Source organism: Mesorhizobium sp. M1D.F.Ca.ET.043.01.1.1 (genome assembly GCF_003952385.1).
Taxonomy (GTDB): Bacteria; Pseudomonadota; Alphaproteobacteria; order Rhizobiales; family Rhizobiaceae; genus Mesorhizobium.
The window spans coordinates 6,823,256-6,843,524 of the sequence record NZ_CP034444.1 but is presented as its reverse complement, the minus strand read 5'-3'; the positions used below and the strand labels follow the sequence as shown (position 1 = coordinate 6,843,524).

Sequence of the window (20,269 nt, the reverse complement as noted above, 5' to 3'; positions counted from 1 at the left end):
GGCCTTTGCCGGCGGCGGTTCCGCTCCGCAACGCCGTGTTCAGACGCGCTCGCCGTTCTTCACGCGGTAGGTCGGCTTGTACATGGTGACGAGTTCCTCTGCCGCGGTCGGATGGACGGCCATGGTGCGGTCGAAATCGTCCTTGGTGAGCCCCGCCTTCAGCGGAATGCCGAGAAGCTGCGCCATCTCGCCGGCGTCGGGACCGAGAATATGGGCGCCGAGCACCTTTCTCGTAGCGCCGTCGACCACCAGCTTCATCAGCATCTTCTCGTCGCGGCCCGACAGCGTGTGCCGCATCGGACGGAAGGAAGCGCGATAGACCTCGATATCCGCGAAGCGCTTGACCGCTTCATCCTCTGACAGGCCGACCGTGCCGATCTCCGGCTGCGAGAACACGGCCGTCGGGATGGTGTCGTGGTCAGCTGATGTCGGATTGCCCTTGAAGGCGGTCTCGATGAAGCACATCGCTTCGTGAATCGCCACCGGCGTCAGCTGCACCCGATGGGTGACGTCGCCGATCGCCCAGATGTTGTCGATATTGGTGCGGGAATATTCATCGACGACGATCGCGCCGGTCTTGCCGAGTTCCACACCGACGCCCTCGAGCCCCATGTTCTCAGTATTCGGGATGCGGCCGATCGCCAGCATGACCTGGTCGACCGTCAGCGCCTGGCCGCTGGAAAGCAGCACGTCCAGCCTGCCTTCCGGGTTCTTGCGCACCCATTCGGACACCGCGTGGCAGAGGATCCTGATCCCCTTCTTCTCCATCGTCTCATGCAGCGAGCGGCGAAGGTCCATGTCGAAGCGGCTGAGGATCTCCTGGCCACGGTAGACAAGCGTGGTCTCCACGCCGAGCCCGTGAAAGATGTTGGCGAATTCGACCGCGATGTAGCCGCCGCCCTCGATCATGATCGCCTTCGGCAGCTCCTTGAGATCGAAGGCCTCATTGGAGAAGATGCAATATTCGTGGCCGGAAAGTGCCGGATGAGGGGCCGGCCTGCCGCCCGTGGCGATCAGGATCTGGTCCGCGGTGACGGTGCGGTCCTCGGCGGCCAGATAGACGGCATGCTGGTCCACGAGCACCGCGCGCGAATGGAAAGTCTCGCCGCCCGCGCCATCCACATTCCTCTTATAGATCGCCTCCAGCCTGGCGATCTCCTTGTCCTTGTTGGCAACCAGTGTCGGCCAGTCGAAGCTCGCCTCGGGCACCGTCCAGCCATAGCCGGCCGCGTCCGCAAAATGCTCGGGGAACTGCGAGGCATAGACATAGAGCTTCTTCGGCACGCAGCCGCGGATGACGCAGGTGCCGCCGTAGCGATATTCCTCGGCGATGGCGACGCGCTTGCCGAGCGAGGCAGCAACGCGGGCCGCCCTCACCCCGCCGGAGCCGCCGCCGATGACGAAAAGGTCATAATCGTAACCGGCCATCGGATAGGCTCCTGCAAGATGAGAGGGACGCGTCAGAGGTAGGCTGCCAGGGGTCAAAAGAAAAGCCCGGGGAAACCCGGGCTTTATGGTCCAGCGGCGCTGCGCCGCGCAGACTGGCGATCAGTTCTGCGAATTATCCGCCGGTGCCGAGCCATCGGCCGGTGCGGAACCGTCGGCGGGCGCTGTGGCATCCTGCGCGGGCTTGGCCGGAGCTGCGGCCTTGGCGGCGGCGGCGAGTGTCTCGCCGACCTGCTGGGCGAGATCACGGGCGACGCCGTTCTGCCAGATGTCGGCTGCCTTCACCAGGTCGCGCGTGACCGTCGGGCCGCTGTCGAGCAGCTTCTTGCCGGCATCGGAGTTGTAGAAGGTGGCGATATCGTTGAGGTCCTTCTCGGAAAACACCTTGGCGTAGGCCAGCGCCGCCTCCTTCTCGAGATCGGCGCGCCGCGACGCGAGGCCGAGCGCCTTCTCGGTGACGGTCTTGCCGATCAGCTCCTGCATGTCGGGGTTCTTCTGGATCAGCTGGTTCTCGAGCGCGGCCGCGGCCTGCGGCAGGATGTTGTCGAACGGGTCCGTGGCATGAATAGCCGCGACTGCGGCCCGCGCGGCCTTGAGATGCGATTCGCTGATATCCTGCGAAAACGCCGGCGAGGACAGCGCAAGGACGGCTGAGGCCGCCAGAAGCGTCGAAAGGCGGCGAATCCGTTTATGCAACATCATGGTCGATAGAACTCCCTGGTTTTCGGGCGGCATGGACGGTTTGGATGCCGTCGCCGCCGGCGATGATGGCCGTTGACGCCAGCCCGATGAATAGACCGTGCTCGACAACGCCGGGAATGGCGAAGAGAGCATTCGAAAGCGCTCTTGTATCCGGAATGCGGCCAAAAGATGCATCGAGGATAAAGTGGCCGCCGTCTGTAACAAATGGCTGGCCCCCCGTCATCCTCAATGTCACCGGGCCGGCCAGGCCAAGGCTTGCCGCAGCCGCCCCGACCGCGATCTCGGTGGCGCGCAGGCCGAACCTGTTGACCTCGATCGGCAGCGGGAAACGGCCGAGGGTCTCGACCATCTTGGACTGGTCGGCAATGACGATCATGCGCTGGGAAGCCGCGGCGACGATCTTTTCGCGCAGGAGCGCGCCGCCGCCGCCCTTGATCAACGTCAGCGCCGGGTCGATCTCGTCGGCGCCGTCGATGGTGAGGTCGAGCTCGGGCGTTTCTTCAAGCGTCGACAGCGGCACGCCAAGCTCGCGGCAGAGTGCCGCGGTGCGCTCGGATGTGGGCACGCCGATGACGGCAAGCCCGGTCGCGACTTTCTCGGCCAGCAGCCGGACGAACTCGTCGGCGGTGGTGCCTGTGCCGATGCCGAGCCGCATGCCGCTGCTGACATGGCCGAGCGCCGCACGCGCGGCCTCGACCTTCAACTGTCTTGCATCCATGCCGATGTTGTTCCGATTTCGCTGGTTTCGCGCGCCTCCTAGCATTTTTGCCTGCCCCGTCAAAGGCTCTGCCTGTGGACCGATAGAGGCTGCTTGCTTGACCGCCGCGCAGCTTGTATCGGCTGCGGCACTTCAATCGCTGCAGGACTGCCATGACTCGACCGATCATCGTGTTCGACCTCGACGGGACGCTCATCGACACCGCGCCGGACCTGCTCGACAGCCTCAATCACAGCCTGGCGGCCGGCGAACTTGCCGCGGTCGACGAAGCCGGCTTCAGGCGCTTCGTCGGCCATGGCGGCCGCGTCATGATCGAACGCGCGCATGCGGCGCAGAACAAGGCGCTGATGGCGGAAGAGCATGACCGGCTGCTGAAACTCTTCCTCGACCATTACACGATCAACATTCCGGGCAAGTCGAGCCCCTATCCCGGCGTCGTCGCGGCGCTCGACCGCTTCCAGGCCGCCGGCTACCTGATGGCGGTCTGCACCAACAAATACGAAGCGAATTCGGTGGCGCTGATCGGCGCGCTCGGCCTGGATAAATACTTCGCGGCGATCTGCGGCCAGGACACCTTCGCCTTCCGCAAGCCCGACCCGCGCCATCTGACCGAGACGATCAGGCTGGCCGGCGGCGACCCGCACAGCGCCGTGATGGTCGGCGATTCGCAAACCGACATCGACACGGCGAAGGCCGCCGGCATCCCGGTGGTTGCCGTCGATTTCGGTTATACCGACCGCCATGTGCGCGAGTTCGAGCCGACGCTGGTGATCTCTCATTTCGATGCGCTGACGCCGGAACTGGCAGAACGATTGATCGCGGCGGCGCGCTGAACTGCGGGCCGGATCGAGCCCGCAGGAAATCACAAAACAAACCGCGGCAGATCGTCAGCACATCGCCTTGACTTAGCGCACCCGCCTCCCTTATATCGCGGCTCGCTACGGCCTTCGGGCCACAGGCGGGCGATTAGCTCAGCGGGAGAGCACACCCTTCACACGGGTGGGGTCGCAGGTTCAATCCCTGCATCGCCCACCATCCAACCTTCTGAAGTTGGATGATCTGGCCGCGACGAAATCCCTTGAAGATCTTTGCCAACAGGCGGGTGGCACCAGACGTGGTGCTCAGATCAGCCCTCTGCGCACGCTCAAATGCGTCACCGTAGTCACCAGGATGGCGCCGGTCATGAAATAGAGCGTGGCCAGGATGTTGCCGTGATGGAAATGAATCCCTGCGAACAGCAGGGCCATGACCACGGCAAGGAAAGCGATGATGCGCGAGAATTCGTCGGGCATGGAGCGACCTTGTGCAATGTGTTGAATGGCCGCCCTCATTCAGCCCCTCGCTCCATAGAGCGGTTTTCGATTTTTCGCAATCGGCCCTGAAGCACATACCAAACAACACGGTTTTTGGTGCGCAGCGAGGCCCGGCGTTTCTAAACCAGATCCACCTCGACCCACAGCCCACCCGGCCCCCGGGCAGGATCGCGCGGCGCGCTGCGCACCGCCAGGATCGAGCCCGATGGCGAAGCGAAGGCTGGCTTCCCATTCGCTTTCGCCAGCCAGGGATCGTCAGCGCGGATGACGCGACCGCTGGTCTTCGCCATGAGCGCGCTCAGGATCGGATCGTAAGGCATGGCGCCCCAATGAACGTTTTGAGCGTCGATCCTGCTGGTGGGAATGAAGGCCGAAAGGTCGGTGCTGGTCATCAGCTCCAAGCCCTGTTTTTGCGGTGTGGCGTTCTGGCTGCCGTGATGGGCAACCTTCAGGTACACCGTGCGCGCCATCAAGTCCGCTGCCGTGACGGTCTTTTCACCCACCTGGAATTTCAGATCCTTCCAGCTCAGCCAATTGCCGATCTGGGCGTCGCCGGGGAACAGGATGACGTGGCCGGTGTCAATGAATTCAAAGGCGAGCACCAGGCTGGTGTTGTTGACGCCACGATCGAGCTGCAGCGCGAGGTCGGCAGCAATTCCCATCCAGTCGGCGTCGATGCGGCGCCAGGACTGGTCGAGGCCCTCCGTGGGCGTGGCGTTGGCAACAGGCCCGGCGTAATGATCGCGGACAAAGGCGCCGATGTCGAACGCCCCGTCGTCTCCCTTGTAGCCGTTCAACGCCGCCGAAAGCTCGGTGCCGATATTGCGCTCGAATGGGCTGAGCTCGTCCACATAGGTTCCATCAGGGCTCTCGTTCACCGCAAGCCCGGCGGCGAGCGCGCGCGCGCTTGGCCCTCCTGAGGAGAGCGGATACATTTCGCCGGCCTTTTCCTCGAGCCGAAGCGCCGCCTTGTCGCGCGGCGGACCGAGCACGTAGATTTTGAGATTGGGCAAATCGGGAACCTGGGGCAGCGGTCCGCCCGGTTCGAAGTAGCAGGGCTGCCTGGTTGAAAGCTTGGCCGCCGCATCGCGCGCGGCGCGCACTCTTTCGCCGGCGGCGCCGAACTGGAAACTGAGGACGGACTGCAGACCGTAACGAACGGTTGCCACATGGGGAGTGAGCGCGCGCTCTGCGTCCAGCTTCCGGCTTGCGCTCTGCAATGCGGTCAGCGCGCTGGCCTTGAACTTGTCGATCTCGGCGGCTTCCGGATCGGCGCCGTTCTCGGTCCATGCCATCCAGACTTCCTTGATCCTGAAGCCCTTGAACAGATCGTTGGAGGTCAGGAAGCCCGATACGTGGTCCCAATGCTCGTGGGTGACGACGAGAACGTCGATCTCGCCCTTCGTCTCGGTTCTGATATCGGCGACAATGTCAGCGATCAGCTTCGAGCCGCCCTTGATGGACACATGGATACCGCAATCGATGAGGATGCGGAAAAGTGAACCGTCCGGCTTTGGCACGGTCAGCAGATGGCAATCGCCGATGCCCTGGCAATAATGCCGCACAGTCATGGCGCGACCCGCCGCGGAGTTGGCCGCTGTCCTCGACGTTGCGCGACGCGCCGGCTTCCTAGGCATGGTCGTCGTCCCCCTCGCTGGCATGCAGCATGGCGAAAGGCTCTGAAACGCCCTTGCCGAAATAGAGCGCCCGCAGCGGCGACAAGTAGTTCGCGGTCGCTGTTTCGGCTTGGCGCTTTTGCCTTTCTCGGCTGCCGCTGTTCTTGATGATCGAATAACGGATCTCTTCCTGACCCTGGCGGGGATCGATGATGATCGTCGCGCCGCCGCGGAACCAGACAAAGTCTTCGCCAGGCTTCACGCCATCCAGCTTCGGCGTCCCGTCAAGACCAATCGGAACACGCTGCTGTATGACAGCGATGATCTCGGTGCGGAACGAGCCGTCCTGCTCGATCCGGCGGGTCGGCCGCACGCTGGGGATGTCGAAAGTCGTCTCGCCCTTGGCCACCCTGTGCTGCACGCCGCCGTTCTTGTTGTAGCGTGGCAGATCGGGCAGCAGCCCGAACTGTTTGTAATCGTCGGGATTTGCCGCAAAGGCGCGGTGCATATCCCGCCACAGCGCGCGGCGGTTCTTTTCGTTGAGGGTAAAGATATCCGAGCGCTTGAGTTTCTGGTTCCAGCCAAGGTCTATCTTGGATATGGCGGCGCGCAGCCAGCTCGGCTTGGCTTCCTCCGGCGCGTTCCAGGCAAGCGTCTCTTCCGACACCGTGCGCACATCGCGCGGCAGAAGCTTGCGCTTGCGGAAGGATTCCATGAACGCCAGGCGATAGTGGAGCGGATCGTCGGGAAAGGCGTCGATATCGGCCGTGATCAGGGCCCGCAGATATTCGCCGAAGGTGATGTCGACCGCTGGGCAATAGTCGAGAGCGCGAATACACATTCCCAGCATCTGCTCGGCGATCTTGGCAACCTCGTCCGTGAGGCGTTCGACCAGGCTGGGATGCAGGCTGCTCGCCGGCAGCACGCCTGTTCCGCCGGTAGCCAGCTTTATCAGGTCGCTCGTGCGGCGGTCGACGATCGCCAGAAACGCCTGATAGACGGCAAAGACGAGGATCGAGCCCCGATCGTGCGGCTCGAAGGTCTTGGCATAGTCGAAGGGGTCTTTGACGTAATCGCGCAGCGGGCCAGCGCGGCCGCTGCCTTCACCGAACTGCGCCGCGATGCCGGACAGCAGCGTCTCGGCTGAAATCTTGCCCCCTCCTCTGGCGATCCCGAAACTGACCAGTTCCCTGAGGGTGAAGTGCTGAAACAGGGCCACGATGTCGGCGAAGGCCTCATGAAACGCCGGCACGTCCGGGTTGGAGGCTTCCTCGAAATGCCGGTGCAGCCCGTCGAGCAGCGCATGCGACATCTCATGGGCGATGATGTCGCTCGACAGGCATGAGAAGACGGTCGTGCCCGGTGTGGTGACATCGCCGTCCTTGCTCTCGGCCGGGAAATAGCCGAACAGCAAAGCCTTCTTGTCTGGACTGTAGTAGGCGTTGCCGGCGCGCAGCGCATGAGGATAGATGCGCAGCCGTGGCACCTCGAGCGCCTTCACCTCCATCCCGCGACTGCGGCCGTCGCCGCCGGCATAGTGCGGGGCCCAAAGCGCGCGACGCCCCAAGGCGCGCTCGAAATGGCCAATGGTGGTCATCGCGACGGCGTAGACCATCTGTTGGTGGAATTTCGGATTGCCTTCCGAAGGTGGCAATCCGTCCTGGGCGAGCAAGGTCTTGTCATTGAGATCGACCGGGTCATAGACCCGGTTGGACGCAGGATCGATGTCGACGACTTCCAGATACTCGCCTATCGGGCCGGGCAGCAACGCACGACCGCTTGAGGGATCATCGTCCCAAGGCACCGAAATGGTCGCCTGAAACACGGATACCGAATCGAGCTGCTTGGCGATGGAGGGATCCAGCGCGTAGATGCGCAACTGCCGGTTTGGCGGCGGCAGCGGATGCGGCGGCTTGCGCTTGATGGGCACCGCCGTCGCCTTTGGCGGCGTGGCCGCGGCTGCAGCTTTGGCACCAAGCCTCGCCAGGACGCCCTCGAGAAAGGATCTGAGCGGCTTCGACGGATTGCCCTCGTCCAGTGCGGCTTCCAGATAGCGATTGCGCGCTGCAGCCGAGATCGCCTTCGGATCTGCGTCCGGGTCGGCGATCGCCAGGTCGACCGATGGATAGAGCTGCGCCATCTGGGTCAGTTCGAGCGCCAGCATCTTGCGTTGCTGGGGCGCCACCGGCGCCAGCGAATTGCTTCCTGTGATGAAATCGAGCCAGTCCCACGAATATTTTGCCGGCGGCAATTTCGTGAGCTTGTTCTCCGGTCGCGGCATGACGGCGAGCGCCGCATCCGCCCTTAGCACGCCCTGGCCGATCTTTTCGGCCGTCTCGGCCTTGCCCATCGCCGCGGTCGACTTCAGCGCCGCTGAAAACAGTGCGAAGCGCACGGCTTCGATGCGCATCCAGGGCTGCGAATACGTCTTCACGACGTCCCAGTGCTCGGCCAGCCAAAGCGCAGCGGCTGCCGCGATTTGCGGCGTTGCAGCCGACGTGCCGTTGCCATCCATGTCGACAACCTTGGCGCAGTGGATCTCCGCCCAGGGCACGTTGGGCGTGTAGGCGCCGAGCGCCGTTTTCATCTTCGACGGTGGCCCGTAATTGCCCTGCATGGTGCCGAGGTCGAGGCCGGAATAGGCGCGGCCGTCGCCCATCACGCCGCATGCGGCCAGCACGCGGTTATACCGAGCGGGATAGACGATGCTGCGCGGCGTGACGGTAACGTTGTTGCCGGCTGCGGTCACCATGACCAGGCCTTGGTCATAAGCGAGGTTGACGGCATCCACCAGCGCTTGCGAGGTGAGGCCGCCCATGCTCATCGACAGCACCTGTGCACCCTGTTGGCGCGCATAGTCGATGCCTTGCACCATGGTACCAGTGGTCAGGCGCACCACCCAGTTGGCGATGCGCACCGGCAGGATCTTTGCCAGCGGAGATCCGCCGACGAAATCGGTGAAGCCCGGCCAATTCGGCGACGTGCCGTCGAGCTTGTTGCCGGCAAGCAGGCTGAGCGTGCCGGTGCCGTGGCCGCGATTGCTGGTGAGGGTACCCGCGGGCGCATGATCGGTCGCATTGTTCGGCCCGGTGCCGTCGTCGACGAAATTACGCTGCTTGGTCGCGAGAAGTCCGACCGGCAAGGTGCAGTGGCCAGGATCGAAGCCGGTATCGAGATGAGCGATGGTGATGTTGGTCTGCTTGGCGCCTACTCTGGCGCGGGCGGCCGCGAATTGGCTGAAATTCGGCCCGGCGTTCCAGGCGACGCCGTCCCCGACAACCGCCTGGCCGCCGCGAGAGTCCTGATCGTCGAAGGTGCAGGCAGGGCTGGCGCTCGCCGCCATGCCACGGTCGCCGCTGCCGTTCTTGTAGGGCCATGGCTGATCGATATCGGGCTCAACCGCCAGCACTTCAGCGCCAGCCGCTGCGAGACCTCCGCCGCGGGACACGAATTTATGAGCATCGTCCCAGGGATTGTCCGAGCTTGTCGCCGTGGTGGAAACACGTAGCCAGGTCGCTCCACGCCCCTCCGCAGCGCCGAGGTTTGCTCCGTAGTCAGGCGGCAGAGTCAGGATCGGTTCGGCCTGGATGCCCCCGATGCCCAGCGACCGGCCTTGCGCCGAAAGCCCGGCGCCATCGCCGCGAACCTTGACCAGGAGCCCCTTTGCCGCCATCGCACCCCCTCCCCGCAAATGGAACCATGGCGTCGGCTGTCAATTCCAGTCAAGCCAAGTTTTCAAACCATGATTCGATCGATCTATTTGCCAACTAGGCAATCATGTCGGTTGTGTTTCGGCATCATCTTCTTGTTGCCTGAAACATACATTCGCCAAATGACAATCGCGCCGGCCGACAAGCGCTTCTGTGATCGCCTTCACATACGCCGGGCGCACTTCACGCACAGATATCGCACCGGGTGGCACTGGCTTCTGCTTCAAATGCACGGGCTCGTATGGCTTCCGGACCTGGAAATGGGTCGGTCCTCGGCAGGGAATTTCGATCACCTAGCCATTTTCAGATTTGCTGTTCGCGCGCGTCGGTCACCTCCCGCCACGCGCGCGGACGGCGTTTCGCAGATCGGTTCGCGTCCGCCAGCGCGCTCCGATTCCCGTTGCAAGGGAAGTTGCCGGCTAAATTCCATGCCGGCAGCGCACGTCTGGCGCTCGATCTCCAAGGCCGTCGTGTGTTGCCGTAATCGCCACGAAAGGAGACCAGGCCTTGATCGAGCACGCACTTGTCATACAATTTCCGCTCAACGAGAGGCGGAATCGCACCATGTCCACAGCCGGCGCAGACGACAGGAGCGGCCTGCCGCGTCTGGCGCGGATCGATCCGCGTCAGTTCGATCTGCTATTCAGCGGCTGCAAGGTCGAACGCTATGCCGCCGGTCAGCACCTGTTCGTCCAGGAGGACACGTCCGACCGCATCTACGGCGTGATGAGCGGCACGGTCGAAATTTCGCTCTATTCACCGGGCGGACAGAAGCTGGTGGCCAACATCGAGCTGTCGCGCAGCCTCGTCGGCGAGATCGGCGCCTTGGACGGACGCCCGCGCACGGCGACCGCCATCTGCCTCACCGCATGCGAGCTGGTTTCGCTCAGCCGGACGCAACTCTTTGATCGAATTGAAAAAAATCCACCGCTGGCGCGCGCCATGATCGAACTCCTGTGCACGCGGCTGCGCTGGATCAGCGGAGAGCTCGGCGACCAGGCCTTCTTCGGCATCGAGGCCCGGCTGGCGAAGCGGCTGGTGTTCCTCAGCGGCGTCATGGCCGACTCCGCCGGCTGGGTTCCGATCTCGCAATCGGAGCTCGGCGAGTTCCTCGGCGCGACGCGTGAATCCGTCAACAAGACGCTCAACGACTGGCGCAACCGGCACATGATCGCCATCAAACGTGGCGGGCTGCGCATCATCAATGCCGCCGCGCTGAACCACATCGCCGATTCGCAGGACGACGACTGAAGGCTATCGACCCGAATCAGAGCCGCGAAATCAGGTAGCGCAGCGCGGACCGGCTCGGCATGAAGAAGTAGCCGCCGCCCTTCGTGGTGACGAATTGCGGCATGTTCTCAAGCACCGTGACCTTTTCCCATGACGGGATCGAGAACCGGCCGTGGCTGCCTTCTTGCGTCCCGATCATCGGGTCCTTCTCGGCGACCAGCCCCTGGAACGAGGCGGACGAAACCCAGGTCTGCTGGATGAACTCGTACTGGCGCTCGATGTCGGCGTTGAGGCACATGAAGAGCAGACCTTTTTCGACCTTTCCGCCCCTCTTCTTTTTCTCGTAGGTGCGACCGACGCGCAGAATGCGATGGCGCTTGCCGATCTGAATCTGGGTCTCGCGATCCTCCCCCAGCGAATCGCGCGGGTTGGAGCGGCGTACATGGGAACCCAGAGGACAATGATGTCCTTGCGGATCCTCGGCACCGAGCGCGAAGTCATTGTCTATGGCACGGCCCGGGCGGTCAGGATTGCGCGCCATCGAACTGCCGTTCTGCCAGCGGCCGAGCATCTTGGCGGCAACCCAGTCTTGCGTGATGGCCGGGTTTTTCGTCTCGCCCGCAGCGGTCGCGGCGGCCTTGACGCAATAAGCGTCGAAGCGATCGACATGCTGCTCGAATTGCCGCACGACGAGGAAGGAGCCGTTGCGGCCGAAGTCGCGCGGCGGCGGAGGCAGACCTGGAATTTGACGGCTGCGGCGCACCTGCGACAGGATTCCAGTCTGGTCCTGTGCGGCCGAGACGGAAGGAGAGGACGGATAAAAGCCGTGCTCGTCGCGGTAGCCGAACAGAAACTCGCCCGGCGCGACAAGATGCATCGGTGCGACACCTTTGTTGGCGCGTGACGTGCCCCGGATGACCGGCTGGGAAACGCCGTCGACAAAGCCGAAGTGCTCATAGGCGCGCTCGCGCTGCGGCTTGCCGTCATTTTTGGTGGCGTCTTTGGCGGCCTCGCCGTCCTTCTTGGCGGCACGGGAGGATGCGGGATCCTTCTTCGGCTCGCGATTGACGATGAGCGGCAGTTCGGCGACGATCGTCATTCCCGCGCCCGCCGTCTCTCGCTTCACCGCGGCTACATCCGTCTCCAGTGTTTCTTGCAGCCTGGCGTAGCACACGATGACCGCGTCTATACGCCTGTCGGCCGAACCCCATTCCCATTTTTCCGGACCATCGCCACCGGTATCATCGAGGATGCGGCTGCGCTCCGGGTTGCCCATGCCGTGCCGGAAGGCAATCGGGAAGGTATCGAGCGGATCGTCGTCGACATTGCCCTGCAGGCCGAGGTGTCTGAGCCCGCAAGGGCCGAAAGCCACGATCATGGCCCGATCGGCGGGTACGCCGTCGCCGAAGGTTGTCCGCTTGAGCACGAAATCCAGCCATGCCTTGCGGGCTCCCGACTGCAGGTTGTCCGGCACCTGGATCGCCAGCATATGGCCTATGGCAAGCGCGCCCAATGGGCCGAAGAAGATGGTCTGGATCTCTCCGGTTTCCAGTTGCTGTTCGAGAGGCGTCGGGAAGGCGGAATTGAAGTTGGCCAGCAGCGAGGTGGTCTTTTCGACCGTGGTTTTCTCGGCCGCCGGCCGCTGCAGCGAACCGAACAGGCTCAGCCAGTCGCGAGCCTCGTTGCCGATGGCCGATGCAATGCCACGCCGTATCCGGGAGTTGATGCGGATACGCCCAGTGTTGAGGTCTGGATAGGCCGAGTACCAGAACAGCGTCGGCACCTGCTGGCGCCGCGCCCAGCGCTTGAAGCGGTCGCCGTCGCGCGCGCCGTCGAGAAACAGCCAGCGCGTGCGCGGATAGCCCTTGGTGTTGCTCCAGACGCCTGTCAAGCCAGCCGCCGCCTTGGCTATGAAGTCCTCGAGATAGCTTTCCCAGCTGCCGCCGTAGTTGGAGAAGAACATCAGCTTGTCGGTGCCGGGCAGCAATATCCAACGGGCGAAATGGATGGTGTTGATGGTGTTGAGAAAGCCCGGCCTGAACGCTTTCTGCGCCCCTATCGAGATCAGGTAAAAGGAAAGCCTGAGCGCCAGGCGTCTCAAGGCGCCGGCCTTCATCGTCGAAATCGCGGTCAGATTGTTTTGCGCCGCATGGTCCTCCTTGGCGAGGATCTCTTTCAGGGAAGATATGTCGATCGATGTGGTCTCCGGCCGATCCTTGTCCTCCAGGTATCGCAGCGCCCAGAAGCAGAGCGCAAGCAGGAGCGCGGCGGATGCCAGTATTCCAAGCGCGCTCAGCAACAGCGAGATGCCGGCGATGAAGATGCTGCGCAGGTCGAACCCGACTGGATTTTCGAACACTTGCGCATAGGTCAGCCAAGCGCAGCCGAGCCAGAGCGCGATAACGCCTGCAAACACCGGCGGCGCAAGGAACGTCGCGCCAAATGCCCGACGCCAGCTGCCTGGCGGTTTCTCGAGCAGACTTTCGGCCGGTTCGAATGCCCAGGGGAATGTTTCCAGCAACCGCAGACGCTGGCGCGCCTCGGCAAGCACCGCGGGAGCATCGCCTATGCCACTGCGCGGTCGCTCGACGACGCCCCGCACTGCTTCGAACAGCTCCTGTTCAGCCTTGATGCGCCGGACCGAATGCCCCGGAGTTCCGGCAAAGACCAGCCCTGCCGCGCTGCCGAAAGAGGGCGATATTGCGATGTGATGCTTCTTTAGGAATCCCTCGAGCGAGGCGCCGTCCCGCAACCCGCACGCCTCCCTGAAGATCGGCCGCAGCCGGTGGCCAATGGCTTGCGTGATGGCGCCAATGACGTCATCGGTGCTGCCGTCGCCGGAGATTTCGAATACGAGCGCCCCGGTCTCCAGGCTCGATTTCTCGCCCTTGCCGGTGGCGGCGACTGCCAAGCTGGCGAAATGAATCGTGCCGACCCCGTTGAGCGCGTCCTTGAGCTCGTCGATGGCTGGATTGCCGAGCGCCTCGACCTTGTAGCGCACGGCGTCCAGCGGCACGGCGTGGTTGATCGGGCAGACCACCGTCACCATCGACTGGTCGACCGTGCGACAAAGCGGCGAGCGCTCGAAATCGACCTTGAGGTTCGCCGGATAGGCGCCGACAAAGCCTAATTTGCCGGCCCTGCCCCGGACGCGATTGAGCTTTGGCTTGCTGAACAGCGCGCGAACGCATTCGCCGATCTGGATGCGCGCGATCTCGGCGCCGATGCAAAGATGAATGCCGTGGCCGAAAACCATATAGTCGCGATACGGCCGCGAGGTGTCGAACTCGTTTGGCCGCTGCACGATTTCCGGATCGAACATGGCTGACAGCGTCGCCGGCATCACGACGGTCCCGGCCTTGACCAGTCGCTCACGGCGCGTGCCCTGGCCGATCACCGCGTCGCGCCTGGTGTAGCGCCAGGGCCCGATCCAGATCGGCTTGAAGCGCATGGCTTCGAGCACCGCCCGGTCGAGCTTGTCGATGCTGTTCTCCGCAAGCGCCGCATCGACCGCCTGCCGTGCGTCGGCGCGCGACAGGATCACGTCCAGGCAATTGCCTCCGGCAAGCACGTTGGTCGGTACGAAGCCGGCGATCATGCCGAGCATGATGGAACGGATGTCGGGCAGCGACAGACGCTTCTGATCGAGCTGGGCGACAAGCCGCGCCAGCGGCCGGTCGTCTCTCTCCTGCCGGTTCCTGATCGCGGCGATCGATCGATCGATGACCTTGATCAGGCGGTCGCCGCCGACCATCGCGAGCTGGCGCGTCGTAGCATTGGCCATCGGATCGGAAAAGAACAGTGCGCTGAGCGCGATCGACCAGTCGGCGAATTCGGTCTCGTCGTCGATCTCGAGGCCGAAATAATCGCGGCAGATGCGCACCGGCACGATCTTCATCAATCCGGCAACGGCATCGAAACCGGGACTGGCACGGGTCATGATGTCATGCGAATGGCGCTCGGCGATCGGCCTCACGGCGGCTTCGACTTCCGACGGCGGAAAGGCGCTGAGCACGGCCGACTTCATCTGCCGGTAGGCGGCGCTGTCCTGCATGCCGAGAATGAAGTTCGATCCCCTCGCCAGCTCGGTCATCTCCGGCCCGTAAGGCGTCTCGAACTCGTCGCCGCGCTCCAGTATGTCGCGGACATCCACTCCCTTGGTGACGAGGAGAAATCTGCGGCCTATGGCGAGGTTCGGGTGGAAGCGCCGCAGCAAGGTCAGTCCCCAGAGGGGATGATCCCGAAGAAAGAATTCGACGATGCGCGACAACACGCCCTTCGTGCGCAGCCTGCCGAGGTCGAATGGCGGCATTGCCGACACCGGACCCTGTTTTTTCTGGGCCTCGCATATGCCCTTGAAGTACTTCCACCTGATCATGCGCGTTCGAGCCCCCCGGCTGTCAACGTCACTGCGATGCCGGCCATCCCTTGGCCTAGGTTTGCTTCGTTCCGGCGTATGTGAATTTTTTCACAATCGTCTGTCCTTCGGCGCTGGCGGTCATGCGATCGACTTGGCTAGATCGAAATTGGCGATCAGGAAGTTGTTCTTCGCGGCATCGACGAACGGTATCCAGCGAATCCTCTGCTCGGAAAAATCCGGATGCCTGGTCGCGAAAATGGCGAGCTCCCGCTCGGCCTCGTCGTGGCGGCCGCTCCGCATCAAGGCGCCGATTTTGAGGAACCTGGCGTAGAAGTAGCCCGGCGAAAGGTTGAGCGAACGTGCGGCGATGGCAATGGCCGCCGGCCAGTCCTCGACGAAGCAGTATGCGGCGGCCAGTTCCCCGAGATTGTGGAAGCGGTAGAGGTCGAACGGGCTCAGCCGCTCGGTATCCTGGAAAAACGGGATCGCGCCTTCGGCGTCGCCGAGCAGCAGGCGCGCGCTGCCCATCGCCGAGCGGGCGAAGGCAAAGCTCGGATTGATGTGGATCGCTTCGATGAGATGCTCTGCGGCCGACGCCGGCAGGCCGCGCATGATGTCGGCCGCGCCGAGATAGGCGTGCGGGCGTGCGTCGAGGCTGTCCATCAGAAGCGCCTTGCGCGCGAACGCCTCGACCTTGTCCAGGTCGTCGCTGTCGCCGAAGCGGAGCCATGCCCGCCAGAAGTACCACCATGCCAGCTCGTTCAGCACGGCGCTGGAATTCGGATCTTCCTGAAAGGCCTTGTCGAAGAATTCAAGTGCGATCTCGGTGTCTTTGCGCGTGCGCCTGTTCATGTGCCAGCGGCCCCGCCGCACCAGCTGCCAGGTCTCGAGGCTTTCCCACGGCACCTGGAAGGTCCGCACCTGCTCGGCCCGGTCGACCTCCTTGTCGAGGATCGAGACGATCTCGCTGCCGATCTGGTCGCGCAGGCTGAAGATGTCGACCAGGTCGCGGTCGAAGCGCTGCGACCAGACGAGGCGCCCGTTCGACGTATCGGTGAGCGAGGCGTTGAGGCGGATTTGCCCGCCCAAACCCGTCAGCGTGCCGCTGACGATGTAGCGCGCGCCAAGCGCGTTGCCGATGAGCCTGGTTCCAAGGCCGTCGTCGCGGAACTGGAAGCTGGAGCCCTTGGCGATCACCGAAAGCCAGCGGGTATTGGACAAGCCGTAGATGATGTCTTCCGCTACGCCATCGGCCATGTAGCCGATATCGGGCTCGCTGCCGCTGCCCTGAAACGGCAGCACCGCGATTGCCGGCGGTCCCTTGGGGACGGGTTTGTAAGGGCCGGATGCGGAGGGGAAGGCAGCCAGGGGAGCAGCCATTGTCGCCCCGTTGCCGCCGCGCCCGGCTATCAGGACGCGCACCGGCAGGGCGATGTTCTTGAGCATGAACTCGCCGAGGTCGGTGAAAACTGCCGCCGTCTTGTCCTTCACGTGGTGCCAGGTCGTCTCCGAAATGGCGAGGCCGTCATGCGGAGCGAATTCCTGGAGACGGGCGGCGATGTTGACGTCGTCGCCATAGAGACGGCCCTCGCGGACGATGACGTCGCCGGTGTTGATCCCGGCGCGGAACGGCATGCGCATCTCCTCGGCGGACGAGGAGTTGAGCGCCATGATCCGGTCCTGGAAGTCGAACGCCGCGCGCAAGGCTTCGATCGGATTGCCGAATTCGGCCATGATGCTGTCGCCGGCAACACCGAACGTGCGGCCGCCAAAGGCGCCGCAGCTGTCGGTGATGATATCGCGCCGCTCCTCGAAGGCCGCGACGGCGCGTTCGTCGTCGATGCCCATCAGCCGAGAAAAGCCTACGGCGTCGATAGAAATGATTGTCGCAAGCTGACGGGTATAGTTCCGTTCAGCCATGGTCGAGCCCCCGGTCCCTGTTTTCGGTCCAGAACAGGCGACTTCCGCTCTCAAAACACTTCGCCGTTTGCCGACGGAAAGGTTCCCCGGCAGGCTCGGCGCGCCGTTGCCACCCTGTTGGTTCGAACTCTAACAGGGTCTGGCAAAAAGCTCTACCACGAACAGCTAATGGAACGCGGTTTCCGCCCAACCCATGGTTAGCCCTTCGTTACCTGAAGCCCCATGTCGCGGAAACCTCTTTACCTGTTGGAATCTCGAAGTTTTATTTATTTCAGCTTTCGCGAATGAAGGCGTCGCCGACGGGTCGCGGATCAGCCGTGGAGCAAGCCGCTGCCTGCCCGTGGCGGAACCAACGGGCGGGGATTCGAGTTTTCAGGGCGTTCATGCCAACACGAGATTGAGGGGCAGTCATGCGCGCTGTAGTTGTTTTGGCAAGTGGCATTGCGTTCTTCGTTATCGGCGGATCGGCTTTCGCGGCCGACGGGCAGGCGATGCCGCCGCAAAATGCCAAGAAGCTCTCGGAAATCGTCGCCCAGGTCGAGAAGCGGAACGACTTCCAATATGTGAAGGAGGTCGACTGGAGCAGCGACGGCTATACCGTCACCTATTACACGACCGACCGGGCCAAGGTCGAAATCACCTATGACCCGGTGACCGGCGAACCGAAGTAAGCATCCCAGCAGATCGCACGCCGTGTCGGAACTTGCGTCGACGCGCGTTTGATGGCTGACTGCGCGCCATGATTGCGGGCACGGGGGTGCATGGCAATGGTTGGCTACGTCCTGAAGCGCATCCTGATGGTGCTCGCCGGCTATCTGGTCGCGGTGCTCGTCGGGTTGATCGCGCTGGTCGTGATCTACGTGGCGCTGAGCGCCCTGCCCAACGCTCCAGCCTATTTCGAGCTGATTCAGTTCACGCCCGTCGCGGTGCTGGTCGTGCCGCCTCTCGGCATGTTCGTCTATTTCCTGACGATCGTGGTCACCGGCATCCAGACATTGGTCTTTGCCCTGATCGCCGAGTTCTTCTCGCTGCGGAGCTTCTGGCTGCACATGCTGTTCGGCGGCGCGGCCGCGGCTGCCGGCTTCATGCTGCTCTGGCCGGATGCGCCGGACGATCCGGAACGCTGGGCCGACCTCAGTATCATTGCCGCGGCCGGGCTGGTGGCTGGTTTCGTCTATTGGCTGATTGCCGGACGCGACGCCGGTTTCAGACGTCCGCTCGTCGAACGCTTAAGGCATGTCGCTTGAAAAAAGAGTCACACGATCTTTTTTAAGTCCTTGATTTCAAGCATGTCTTGTCCCGAAACCGGGCCCCGCTTTCGGGAGGCATGCTTTAGCTTGACGGCGCACGCACCGCTTCGGTCGCATCCAGTGCCTGCATCAGCTTCGAATCGCGATCGTAGACGTCGTCGAAATATTCGACCTTGCCGGACATGTCGGGCCAAGCGGTGAAATAGGCGACATAGACCGGCATGACGCGCGTGACATTTTCGGTCGAATGGCCGTGCTTCAGCTTCTCGGCGACATAGTCGACCGAGGTGCCGAGCACTGCGGCCGCCATGCCGCGCGGATCCTGCAGGCGGATGCAGCCGTGGCTCAGCGCGCGCATGTCGCGCTCGAAGAAAGATTTCTGCGGCGTGTCGTGCATGTAGATGGCGTGCTTGTTGGGGAAGAGTATCTTCAGCTCTCCGAGCGCGTTGGCCTCGCTTGGCTGCTGACGCACGCTGAAGGGAATTTTGGAGCCATAGGCACCCCAGTCAACCGCGGCCGACGGGATTTGATTGCCTCGCGAATCCGTCACCTCGTAGCCGGCGCGATCGAGATAGCCCGGATCGCTGCGAAGCCGCGGCAGCATCTCGTTGACGATGATCGACTGCGGCACGCCCCAGTAGGGATGATAATCGACCTGCTTGATCTGGTTGTAGAAGAAGGCGGTCTGGTTGGTGACCTTGCCGATGACCACGCGGGTCTTCAGCTTCTCCTCGCCATTGTCGATGTAGCTCGCGGTGAAGGCCGGCTGGTTGATGAATACGCGCGGGCTGCCAAGGTCGGAGGGAAGCCAGCGCAGCTCTTCGAGCGCGACCCGGACCTTCTCGATCTTGTCGGCCTTGGAGGTTCCGGCAAGCGAGGCGACCGTGCGCGGGCCGATGACGCCGTCGCCCTTCATCCCGGCCTGCTTCTGCACCGCCTTGATCACCGGCACCAGTTCGGGGTCGTAAACCTCGCTCTTGCCAAGCCTGGCAAGGACCTCGCCGTAGTCGCTGCCCATCTCGTCATCGAGATTGCGGGCAATCAGCGTCAAAAGCTTGGGTAGCTCGGGGCTGCTTTCGCCGGGCTTGAGCAGCAGCTTCGGATCGACGACGATCTCGTTCTCCTCGCTCGCCTCAAGCGATTCCAGTTCGACGCGCAGCGCCTGGTATTCCGGGTTCTGCGGGTGCCGCGATTCGAGGTAGGTCCGCACCTCCTGCGTGTGCGCCAGCGTCTTCAGCACACCCTCGAGATCGAGCGGCTTGGCCGGGAAATCGTAATAGCCGGTCATGCGGTTCGGGTCGACGCGGCCGCTCTGGGCGTCATGGGCATAGCGCAGCACGCGCGCCGACAGCGCCATCTCGAAGCGGACCAGTTCCTTGGTCCGCTCTTCCGGTGTCGCGGCAGTCGCGGTCGCCGGAACATCGACTGAATAGTCGGCCGGCGTCAGGCCGTAGCTCGCCGCCTCGCCAAGCACCCGGACGGCATCCTGAGCCCGAGTGTTGGGTGCATCCCCCGTCACCCAGATGAAATCAGGATTGGCCGAATAGTAGGCGATGAGCGCCTTGGCGATGTCCGGTTCGGCAAACAGTTCATAGTCGCTCAGGCCTGCCAGCGCGTCGCGAAACGCGCTTCCGGTCACGGACGGCACAAAGGCTGCGTCCTGCGCGGTCGCGGGCGGCGGAGCCGGCAGCAGCGACTTGAAGTCGACACGCGCGAGCTTGTCGGCCCTGTAGGTGTTGTAGGTCGGGCTGCTGATCCTGACGCTGCCTCCGCCGGTGCCGGGCTGCATCTTTCGCGGCTTCGGCGGCGGCGGAAAATCTCCTGGGGGATTATGCCGGATGCCGCCGCCGAACAGCATGTCGAACAGCCCCTGGGCGCTGGCCTGCGGCATGCCGATAGCAAGCGTTACAGCGATCGCGACTGGCAGCACGGCTTGTCTTTTTCCGAGGAATTTCATGAATCACCCGCTCCGGTTGTCACCGGTTCCGTTCCGCGCCGCTAAAA

13 protein-coding genes and 1 tRNA gene are annotated in these 20,269 nt (G+C 63.3%); 5 read left to right on the top strand and 9 right to left on the bottom strand.

The window, feature by feature from the left end; all coding sequences use genetic code 11:
- Positions 1 to 39 precede the first annotated feature (39 nt).
- The 3 genes from gor to rpiA form a co-directional block, all read right to left on the bottom strand.
- Positions 40 to 1,428, bottom strand: a complete 1,389-nt coding sequence (gor, locus tag EJ067_RS32980) for a glutathione-disulfide reductase (RefSeq protein WP_126089243.1) — start codon at positions 1,426 to 1,428, stop codon at positions 40 to 42.
- Positions 1,429 to 1,548: 120 nt separating this feature from the next.
- Entirely contained in the window at positions 1,549 to 2,148 is a 600-nt protein-coding gene (locus EJ067_RS32975) for a DUF2059 domain-containing protein (protein WP_126089242.1), read from the bottom strand.
- Complete coding sequence (rpiA, locus tag EJ067_RS32970) at positions 2,135 to 2,866, bottom strand: ribose-5-phosphate isomerase RpiA (protein WP_126089241.1); 732 nt, start codon at positions 2,864 to 2,866, stop codon at positions 2,135 to 2,137. Before rpiA ends, EJ067_RS32975 begins: the two co-directional genes overlap by 14 nt.
- 152 nt (positions 2,867 to 3,018) lie before the next feature.
- On the opposite strand from rpiA, the gene EJ067_RS32965 reads away from it, so the two are divergent.
- Together EJ067_RS32965 and EJ067_RS32960 are read left to right on the top strand one after the other, a co-directional pair.
- Positions 3,019 to 3,699 carry a phosphoglycolate phosphatase gene (locus tag EJ067_RS32965; RefSeq protein ID WP_126089240.1) on the top strand — a complete coding sequence of 227 codons (681 nt, stop codon included), beginning with the start codon at positions 3,019 to 3,021 and terminating at the stop codon, positions 3,697 to 3,699.
- A 127-nt stretch (positions 3,700 to 3,826) separates the two neighbouring features.
- Positions 3,827 to 3,901: transfer RNA gene (locus tag EJ067_RS32960), tRNA-Val, on the top strand.
- Positions 3,902 to 3,987: 86 nt separating this feature from the next.
- On the opposite strand, the gene EJ067_RS34840 is transcribed toward EJ067_RS32960, so the two are convergent.
- The 3 genes from EJ067_RS34840 to EJ067_RS32950 all read right to left on the bottom strand — a co-directional run bounded on the left by EJ067_RS34840 (position 3,988) and on the right by EJ067_RS32950 (position 9,468).
- Entirely contained in the window at positions 3,988 to 4,158 is a 171-nt protein-coding gene (locus tag EJ067_RS34840) for a hypothetical protein (RefSeq protein WP_189510228.1), read from the bottom strand.
- Positions 4,159 to 4,298: 140 nt separating this feature from the next.
- Positions 4,299 to 5,750 (bottom strand): MBL fold metallo-hydrolase, encoded by a 1,452-nt coding sequence (locus tag EJ067_RS32955; RefSeq protein ID WP_126089239.1) that lies wholly within the window; start codon positions 5,748 to 5,750, stop codon positions 4,299 to 4,301.
- A gap of 58 nt (positions 5,751 to 5,808) precedes the next feature.
- The gene (locus tag EJ067_RS32950; RefSeq protein ID WP_126089238.1) at positions 5,809 to 9,468 is read right to left on the bottom strand and encodes a S8 family serine peptidase; all 3,660 of its coding nucleotides are present in this window, start codon (positions 9,466 to 9,468) and stop codon (positions 5,809 to 5,811) included.
- Positions 9,469 to 10,069: 601 nt separating this feature from the next.
- Here EJ067_RS32950 and EJ067_RS32945 point away from each other — a divergent pair.
- A complete protein-coding gene (locus tag EJ067_RS32945) occupies positions 10,070 to 10,756 on the top strand; it encodes a Crp/Fnr family transcriptional regulator (protein WP_126089237.1) in 687 nt (228 codons plus the stop codon).
- Positions 10,757 to 10,772: 16 nt separating this feature from the next.
- On the opposite strand, the gene EJ067_RS32940 is transcribed toward EJ067_RS32945, so the two are convergent.
- Both EJ067_RS32940 and EJ067_RS32935 read right to left on the bottom strand, forming a co-directional pair.
- Positions 10,773 to 15,113 (bottom strand): cytochrome P450, encoded by a 4,341-nt coding sequence (locus EJ067_RS32940; protein WP_126089236.1) that lies wholly within the window; start codon positions 15,111 to 15,113, stop codon positions 10,773 to 10,775.
- Between the two features lie 120 nt (positions 15,114 to 15,233).
- Positions 15,234 to 17,015: an adenylate/guanylate cyclase domain-containing protein gene (locus tag EJ067_RS32935; RefSeq protein WP_126089235.1), complete on the bottom strand. Its 1,782-nt coding sequence runs from the start codon at positions 17,013 to 17,015 to the stop codon at positions 15,234 to 15,236.
- Positions 17,016 to 17,425: 410 nt separating this feature from the next.
- Between EJ067_RS32935 and EJ067_RS32930 the strand changes: the two genes are divergently transcribed.
- Together EJ067_RS32930 and EJ067_RS32925 are read left to right on the top strand one after the other, a co-directional pair.
- Positions 17,426 to 17,686 carry a PepSY domain-containing protein gene (locus EJ067_RS32930; protein ID WP_126089234.1) on the top strand — a complete coding sequence of 87 codons (261 nt, stop codon included), beginning with the start codon at positions 17,426 to 17,428 and terminating at the stop codon, positions 17,684 to 17,686.
- A gap of 90 nt (positions 17,687 to 17,776) precedes the next feature.
- Positions 17,777 to 18,262, top strand: coding sequence for a hypothetical protein (locus EJ067_RS32925; RefSeq protein ID WP_126089233.1), 486 nt, complete (start codon positions 17,777 to 17,779; stop codon positions 18,260 to 18,262).
- Between the two features lie 85 nt (positions 18,263 to 18,347).
- Here EJ067_RS32925 and EJ067_RS32920 read toward each other — a convergent pair whose 3' ends face one another.
- Positions 18,348 to 20,222 carry a murein L,D-transpeptidase gene (locus tag EJ067_RS32920; protein WP_126089232.1) on the bottom strand — a complete coding sequence of 625 codons (1,875 nt, stop codon included), beginning with the start codon at positions 20,220 to 20,222 and terminating at the stop codon, positions 18,348 to 18,350.
- Positions 20,223 to 20,269 lie beyond the last annotated feature (47 nt).

Excerpts from the sequence above, each read along its gene's own strand:
- EJ067_RS32945 (WP_126089237.1), top strand. The coding sequence starts at position 10,070 with ATGTCCACAGCCGGCGCAGACGACAGGAGCGGCCTGCCGCGTCTGGCG.
- EJ067_RS32950 (WP_126089238.1), bottom strand. The coding sequence starts at position 9,468 with ATGGCGGCAAAGGGGCTCCTGGTCAAGGTTCGCGGCGATGGCGCCGGG.
- EJ067_RS34840 (WP_189510228.1), bottom strand. The coding sequence starts at position 4,158 with ATGCCCGACGAATTCTCGCGCATCATCGCTTTCCTTGCCGTGGTCATG.
- EJ067_RS32965 (WP_126089240.1), top strand. The coding sequence starts at position 3,019 with ATGACTCGACCGATCATCGTGTTCGACCTCGACGGGACGCTCATCGAC.
- EJ067_RS32930 (WP_126089234.1), top strand. The coding sequence starts at position 17,426 with ATGCGCGCTGTAGTTGTTTTGGCAAGTGGCATTGCGTTCTTCGTTATC.
- EJ067_RS32925 (WP_126089233.1), top strand. The coding sequence starts at position 17,777 with ATGGCAATGGTTGGCTACGTCCTGAAGCGCATCCTGATGGTGCTCGCC.
- EJ067_RS32920 (WP_126089232.1), bottom strand. The coding sequence starts at position 20,222 with ATGAAATTCCTCGGAAAAAGACAAGCCGTGCTGCCAGTCGCGATCGCT.
- EJ067_RS32975 (WP_126089242.1), bottom strand. The coding sequence starts at position 2,148 with ATGATGTTGCATAAACGGATTCGCCGCCTTTCGACGCTTCTGGCGGCC.
- gor (WP_126089243.1), bottom strand. The coding sequence starts at position 1,428 with ATGGCCGGTTACGATTATGACCTTTTCGTCATCGGCGGCGGCTCCGGC.
- EJ067_RS32935 (WP_126089235.1), bottom strand. The coding sequence starts at position 17,015 with ATGGCTGAACGGAACTATACCCGTCAGCTTGCGACAATCATTTCTATC.
- EJ067_RS32955 (WP_126089239.1), bottom strand. The coding sequence starts at position 5,750 with ATGACTGTGCGGCATTATTGCCAGGGCATCGGCGATTGCCATCTGCTG.
- rpiA (WP_126089241.1), bottom strand. The coding sequence starts at position 2,866 with ATGGATGCAAGACAGTTGAAGGTCGAGGCCGCGCGTGCGGCGCTCGGC.
- EJ067_RS32940 (WP_126089236.1), bottom strand. The coding sequence starts at position 15,113 with ATGATCAGGTGGAAGTACTTCAAGGGCATATGCGAGGCCCAGAAAAAA.